The sequence below is a fragment of the Prevotella sp. HMSC073D09 genome, from assembly GCF_001814145.1.
In the GTDB taxonomy this organism is placed as follows: domain Bacteria; phylum Bacteroidota; class Bacteroidia; order Bacteroidales; family Bacteroidaceae; genus Prevotella; species Prevotella conceptionensis.
In genome coordinates this window covers 1-6,462 of record NZ_KV815071.1, presented here as the reverse complement: position 1 = coordinate 6,462, position 6,462 = coordinate 1, and the positions used below count along the sequence as shown (strand labels likewise).

At 44.7% G+C, this 6,462-nt stretch carries 6 protein-coding genes; 3 read left to right on the top strand and 3 right to left on the bottom strand.

Annotated features, from left to right (window positions below; all coding sequences use genetic code 11):
* Positions 1 to 37 precede the first annotated feature (37 nt).
* Both HMPREF2955_RS04875 and HMPREF2955_RS04870 read right to left on the bottom strand, forming a co-directional pair.
* Positions 38 to 880: an OmpA/MotB family protein gene (locus HMPREF2955_RS04875; protein WP_070721507.1), complete on the bottom strand. Its 843-nt coding sequence runs from the start codon at positions 878 to 880 to the stop codon at positions 38 to 40.
* Positions 881 to 1,511: 631 nt separating this feature from the next.
* Positions 1,512 to 2,048, bottom strand: coding sequence for a hypothetical protein (locus HMPREF2955_RS04870; protein ID WP_070721505.1), 537 nt, complete (start codon positions 2,046 to 2,048; stop codon positions 1,512 to 1,514).
* Between the two features lie 978 nt (positions 2,049 to 3,026).
* On the opposite strand from HMPREF2955_RS04870, the gene HMPREF2955_RS15700 reads away from it, so the two are divergent.
* Positions 3,027 to 3,281, top strand: coding sequence for a hypothetical protein (locus HMPREF2955_RS15700; RefSeq protein WP_139145483.1), 255 nt, complete (start codon positions 3,027 to 3,029; stop codon positions 3,279 to 3,281).
* Positions 3,282 to 3,598: 317 nt separating this feature from the next.
* On the opposite strand, the gene HMPREF2955_RS04860 is transcribed toward HMPREF2955_RS15700, so the two are convergent.
* Complete coding sequence (locus HMPREF2955_RS04860; protein ID WP_070721521.1) at positions 3,599 to 4,132, bottom strand: hypothetical protein; 534 nt, start codon at positions 4,130 to 4,132, stop codon at positions 3,599 to 3,601.
* A gap of 553 nt (positions 4,133 to 4,685) precedes the next feature.
* Between HMPREF2955_RS04860 and HMPREF2955_RS04855 the strand changes: the two genes are divergently transcribed.
* Both HMPREF2955_RS04855 and HMPREF2955_RS04850 read left to right on the top strand, forming a co-directional pair.
* Positions 4,686 to 5,057 (top strand): BlaI/MecI/CopY family transcriptional regulator, encoded by a 372-nt coding sequence (locus HMPREF2955_RS04855; protein WP_210401275.1) that lies wholly within the window; start codon positions 4,686 to 4,688, stop codon positions 5,055 to 5,057.
* Positions 5,058 to 5,187: 130 nt separating this feature from the next.
* A complete protein-coding gene (locus HMPREF2955_RS04850; protein WP_070721500.1) occupies positions 5,188 to 6,420 on the top strand; it encodes a M56 family metallopeptidase in 1,233 nt (410 codons plus the stop codon).
* Positions 6,421 to 6,462 lie beyond the last annotated feature (42 nt).

The window sequence follows — 6,462 nt, the reverse complement described above, 5'->3', positions numbered from 1 at the left end:
GAGAAAACGCACTTTTCGAGGAACGAAAAAAGAAGTTTTATTTTCCTTCTTCGGGTGCTTTGTCGATAAGATCCATAAACTGGTCCAATTTCGGCGTGATGATGATTTGCGTGCGGCGGTTACGTTGTTTGCCCACTTCGGTTCCGTTGGTGGCAACGGGGTTAAACTCGCCACGTCCGCCGGCGGTAAGGCGTTTGGGGTTAACGCCATAGCGCGTTTGCAGATATTGCACCACGCTCGATGCGCGCAAGCAGCTAAGGTCCCAGTTGTTGCGGATGTTTTCGCGGTTTATGGGCACGTTGTCGGTGTTTCCTTCCACCAGCACGTCATAATCTTGATAGTCCATAATTATCTTGGCTATCTTGCTAAGCGTTTCGGCAGCGCGGTCGTTAATTTCGTAGCTGCCGCTCTTATACAGCATATTGTCGGCCAATGAGATGTAAACCACGCCTTTAAGCACGCGTACGTCTACCTCTTTCAACTCTTCACGGCTGAGCGAACGCGTAAGGTTGTTGGTGAGCACCATGTTAAGCGAGTCGCTTTTGCTCTTCACCTCAACCAAGTGGCGTATGTATTGGTTGCTCTCGTTAATCTGGTCTACCAGCTTAGAGATGTTTACGTTGTTGGCCGAACTGTTGTTGAGGCTCTTGTCTAGCGAGCCTTGCAGTGCGGCGTAGTCGCGTTTTTGCTGTGCCAGCTGTTCTTCCAGCGATGTAACCCTGGCCTGACTGGCGGCAAGTTGTTCGCGAGTTGAACGATAGCTTTCGTTCAATTCCCTGTTTTCTCTTTGGCAATTGTCCAAGTCTTTCTTGCTAGCACAGCTCGAAACAACGACCACACTGGCCAATAGCACAAGCTGAACGATGTTCTTCTTTTTCATATCTCTCCTTAAATGTTGATTGATTATCCTGTGTCTTTGCGGCACTTTGTGTGTACAAAGTTACGAATATACTTTACATTAACCTTAAAATGCGTGCCCGTTTTTGGTATTATTAACGGCAGAGAAAGAGGAGGGGATGAAAAAATGGACAAGGAGAAATGGTTTTAGAGATTACATCCAGGCCTGCGTTTGGGGCTTAATTCGTACACAGAGGTGCAGAGGACGGAGAGTTTTTCTGCATACAAGCAGGCGGAGAAGACACGGTACTTAGGGCATGCGGCGAAAGCGTACACGGCGAAAGAACACCTTTATTTTCTTATTTCCAAAGGATACATGCTCCTCTCCTCCCCAATGTTTCCTAAACGCAAAGCCTTATCCTTAAAGCAATGATGGGGCTAACATCCATGTGTTCTGCGCCTCCTACGTGACCTTAATAGCGCATCAATGTTGTGTAAGTGCGTTCCAAATTCAAGTTCTTATTGACCATAAGCCGTTTCGGGATAAGCATCAATCAGTTCGCGGTAGTTGGCGTAATGATTGATTCTTATCCCAAATTGGCGTAATACTTTAAATTCGAAACATGAAATCAAAAAAAAGAAACTTTGTGTTACGGATTTAATGCGATGGACGTCTATTCTATTAACTTCCCATGCTTTTTGAGTATGGAGAGAAACGCACTCCATTCTGCAGCCCGTTTGTCTTTCGCTTCCTTAATGGCTTCATTCGCTTTTGCATATTCACTGTCGTTCTCAATATGGCGTGGATAGCAGTCGCTCAGATAAAACTTCCCCGACTCAGTTTCGGAAACTAATGATAAGTCTGTGAAGATTTGACTGTCAAAAGAAGACACAAACGTTGTAATACGGAGTAAAACCTTGTCATACGAATGTACTTCTATATTGCGATAAATGGGGAAGAGCTTGTTTGTAGGCTCAAAGTCTTGGAAAACAATCTCTCGGGTCTGCACGTTGAAAGACTTGATGTTGTCAAGCGTAAAGAGGTACGGGGTTAAATGAGAAGATTTCGTTATGCGAGTTGTTCCCACTGCAAACAGTTCTGCCTTTGGCCCTTGATCAGCAGGAGGTAAAACTTGATTATCCCCATTGGTGCAACCAATGAACAACAAAGAAAGGACGAACACTTGTAATAAGCATATACTCTTTTTCATATCAGTACTTTTTTAGGTGACTTTTATAAATCGTTTTTACGAAAGCAAACTTGATGATGTACTTTTTTACAATTATATGTACATGAACCATCAATCTTACAAGGATAAAATGGTTGTTTAAGGACAAGCACCTTGTGCTAACACCTGCATGCAACTAAGCAAGGTGCAGGCAAGGCACGGGCAACCTCTTTTCAACATTCTCAACTCTGTAAATTGTTACAAGGTAAATAGTGCTCCAAATATAGCACTTTTTATCGACATTACAAAACAAATACGGCATTTTTATTGAAGTAGTCTTGACTTTTAACAGACCTATAAACTAAGAGGGGTTTGTTATCTTCGTGATGGCAGCACAAGATAAACGCTCTTCTCATTATGCGAAGGGCAGGACAAATTACCCCTCTGGCCTTATAAACTCACGAAAACCCAACAACTCCCGAATACGTCAACTCATCAGCTTACTAACTCGACAACTCACCAACTCGTCAACTTATCAACTCGTCAACTTACCAACTTAAAAACTTAAATTCATTATTTTTATTTTACAAAATCACTCTAATTTTCATCCCATTCTAGCGAGAATACAGGGTGTAAAGTGGGTAAATTGGCAGTATTTTCAGCTCTTCACGTCTCTTACTCTGTCTATTTTTAAGCACAAAACCTGCATTTTGCACCATTTTGCCTTTCTAGTTTGGTTGCCAACCCATTATTTTTTACGCCCAATTACCCCCTTTCAGCACCTAAAATACCACTTTTTAACGGTCATTTTACCCTTTTCAGCCCTATTTTTGATAGTTCGAAGAGGCTTTTTTCGTACCATTGCAGCGTATTTTTATGCGTATCGTTAGGCATTTAGCAGCATTTTGCCTTGCATTTAGCACCAAAACACCTTGCGTTTTGCACCAAAATGCGCTGCGTTTTGCACCAAAACGCACTGTGTTTTGCACCAAAATGCACCGCATTTTGCACCAAAACGCAATGAATTTCGCAGAAAACAGCCCGAAGTCTGCTGCAAGCTGCGGTTTTATGCAATGTGCATTCATTTTGTATGCACTTACCACAAATCCCTTTTTGCAAAACAACCTTCGCGAGAATCGATTTTTTGCGGCAAGGTGGCGATTGGTAGACAAAAAGGGCACTCATAGTGTTAAAATACGTACTGAAATTTGGACAGATCTTAGTGTATCAGCTTACCAGTTAACGAATGAATCAGCTGATAAGTTTACCGTTTAACGATTGGAGTAGTTAACAAGCGGATTAGCTGATAAGTTAATGAGCGGGCTACTCAACTCGTTAAGTCATGAACTCATCAACTGATAAACTTGTTAATTGATAAATTGGTTAACTGCTAAACTCGTCCACAGGTCAACTTGTTAACCGGCAATCTCACCCTCTTGTCCCCTCGCCAACTCATTAACTTGCTAACTCATCAACCTGTTAACTTGTCCTCTCGTCAACTCGTTAACAGGTAAACTCACTCCCTTGTTCTCTCGCCAACTCGTTAACTTATTCTCTTGTCAACTCGTTAACTTGTTAACTCGTCAACTCCTTTAATATTTGTTCATGTTGTCGTTAATGGCATCCGATGCAAAGAGAGAGAAGATGTTCATGTCGGCGTCTTCGATGCTTAGCCTGTCCATTTCTGGGTTTAACCTAAACACCACATACGAACGGACCAGAGCGCCGTGTTCGTTCTTGGCCCTGAAACTCACTTTGAAAGCGTAGCCAAGAAACTGACTTTTAAACTTTTTCTGCTTTTTCTTGTATTCTTCGAGTATGCGCTGGCCGTCGGCAAGCATCTTTTGTGCCTGCGGAACGGTTTTCACCGACTCCGAATAGCGCGCTGCCGAGTCGGTAATTTGTTTCACCTTGTCGAGCATATACTGTGCCTCGTTGGTGGCTCTAAATTCAGAAAAGAGCGAGTCTACCCTGCCCCGCTCCACCAATTGGTACGAGCGTGGGTCGTTAAGGTTCTTTCGCATAAACTCCTCGGTTAGCTTATCGGCTTGTTTTTCCTTGTTCTCGCACGACGTGAAGGTGAGGGCGAACAGCGAAATGAACAACAAATGAAGTACTCTTTTCATCCTCTGCTGGTGGTTTAGGTGAGACGTGCGTGTGGCACGTCTTTCTTTTTCGCACGCAAAGGTAGTAAAAATGCCCTTAACGCACAAGCCTTGCACGCTAAATTGGCACAACAATCAGCAGCCTTTGCACACGTTGGCTGATGTGGCTCTGTTGATGCGGCATCGGGTTTTGTGGCCAAACTCCACCTAGGGCAATAGGTTTGTCGGCAGTCGACTTGTTGATGCGGCATCGGGTTTGTGGCCAAACTCCACCCTACCAAAGCGTTGGACACGTGCCATCGGCGACTAGTGGCCGCACGTTAAGAACCGAAACGAAGTTCTGGCACTTGCCCACTGGGTTTGAATTTTTACGCTTTTCTTTTCTTATTTGTAGGATGTTTTAGGTTACATTGCCTTACTTTTATAGTTTCATTTTAATTACGAAGCATTCGTAATTCATTGTTATATATACCAAAAATCAATCATTTAACTTTATTTAAAACTTAATTCCTTGCTTTGCTTACGAAAAGTTCGTAGATTTGCAGTATGAGTTAAACGTTACATAACGATGAAGATAGAGAAGCTTTCAATTCAAGAAGAAGAGGTGATGCGTTGTGTTTGGCAATTGGGCAGGTGCAACATCAAGGCCATTGTCGAACGGTTGCCATCGCCTGCACCGCCTTATACCACGGTGGCATCGGTTGTTGGCAACCTCAAACGCAAGGGGTATGTGGCGGCACAACGTAAGGGCAACGGCTTTGAGTACGTGCCTGTTGTTAAGGAAAAAGACTATAAGCGGAACTTCGTGTCGGGATTTGTGCGCGATTACTTCAAAAATTCGTTCCGCGACATGGTTTCGTTCTTTGCACAAGAAGAAAAAATATCGCCCGACGAGCTGAAAGACATTATCGACGAGATAGAAAACGGCGATGTGGCAAAGGTGTGAACATGGTATTATATCGCGTGCCATCTCGCTTTCTATGCGCCTATTTAAGTGGGCATCGCCCTTTTACCTAAGGGTTTTGGGCAAGTCCATTACATTATCATTACCTAAATTACCCTAGCAAATTATACCCATGTTGACGTATCTGATAAAAGCAAACGTTGTGTTGGTGGTGCTTTTCGGGTTCTACCAACTCATTAGCGCAGGCGACACTTTCTTTAAATGGCGGCGCGTGGCGTTGCTCACAATCTACGTGCTGTCGCTGTTGCTGCCCACGATAGACCTCTCTGTGCTGGTTAACGAAACGGCACCGCTGGCCAATATCTTACCGCGCATGGCCTACAACCTGCCCGAAGTGACGGTGCAACCCACACACGACAACTTTGATTGGCAGCAGCTAGCCGTTTGGCTATACACTGGCGTGGCCTTGGCTTTGCTTTTGCGCGTGTTTTGGCAGGTAGTTGTGGTGTGCAGGTTGGCACAGCGCAGCGAACGCGCAACGTTGCACGGCACAGCGGTTTGTTTGTTGACGGGCGATTACAGCCCCTTTTCTTTCTTCCGCTGGATATTTGTCAACCCCGACGACAAGACGCCGTCGCAGGTTCAGCAGATACTGACACACGAACAAACGCACGTGGCGCAGTGGCATTCGGCAGACGCATTGCTGTCGCAACTCTTTGTCGCCACTTTTTGGTTCAACCCCGTGGCGTGGCTTATGCGCCTGCAAGTGCGCAACAATCTTGAATATCTGGCCGACCGCTCGGTTATCAACGGCGGAACGGACAAAAAGGCCTACCAATACCATTTGTTGGCAGTGGCCTATCGAACGAATGTAGCTACAATAACTAATAATTTCAATGTATTACCCTTAAAGAAAAGAATTAAAATGATGAATAAGCAAACATCCAATCCGTTGGCACGCTTTAAGTACTTGCTTTTCGTGCCGTTGGCCGTCGCTTTACTGGCGATGAATAGTACCGCAATGAGGGCGAATGTGCAGAAAAAGGTGGTGAAGACCACCAAAGTCACGAAGAAAACAAGTGCAACCGACAAGGTGTATGAGGTGTGTGAGCAGATGCCTATCTTCCCTGGTGGGGATGCTGCACTGATGAAATACCTTTCGGAGAATGTGAAATACCCAGCTCTTGCCATAAAAGCCCAAGAGCAAGGCCGCGTTGTGGTTAGCTTTACAGTAGAGAAGGATGGGGCTATATCCGACGTAAAGGTAGCCAGGTCGGTAACACCTTCGCTCGATGCCGAGGCGGTAAGGGTGGTAAAGGCCATGCCTAAATGGACTCCGGGTAAGCAAGACGGCCAACCTGTACGCGTAAGGTATAACGTACCTGTGTCTTTCAAATTAAATTAAAGAACAAGTAAGGTTGACAAGTTAATGAGTTGACAGGCTAAC

Coding starts and splice junctions, on each gene's coding strand:
- HMPREF2955_RS04870 (WP_070721505.1), bottom strand. CDS start 2,048: ATGAAAAAGAGTATATGCTTATTACAAGTGTTCGTCCTTTCTTTGTTG.
- HMPREF2955_RS04850 (WP_070721500.1), top strand. CDS start 5,188: ATGTTGACGTATCTGATAAAAGCAAACGTTGTGTTGGTGGTGCTTTTC.
- HMPREF2955_RS04860 (WP_070721521.1), bottom strand. CDS start 4,132: ATGAAAAGAGTACTTCATTTGTTGTTCATTTCGCTGTTCGCCCTCACC.
- HMPREF2955_RS04875 (WP_070721507.1), bottom strand. CDS start 880: ATGAAAAAGAAGAACATCGTTCAGCTTGTGCTATTGGCCAGTGTGGTC.
- HMPREF2955_RS15700 (WP_139145483.1), top strand. CDS start 3,027: ATGAATTTCGCAGAAAACAGCCCGAAGTCTGCTGCAAGCTGCGGTTTT.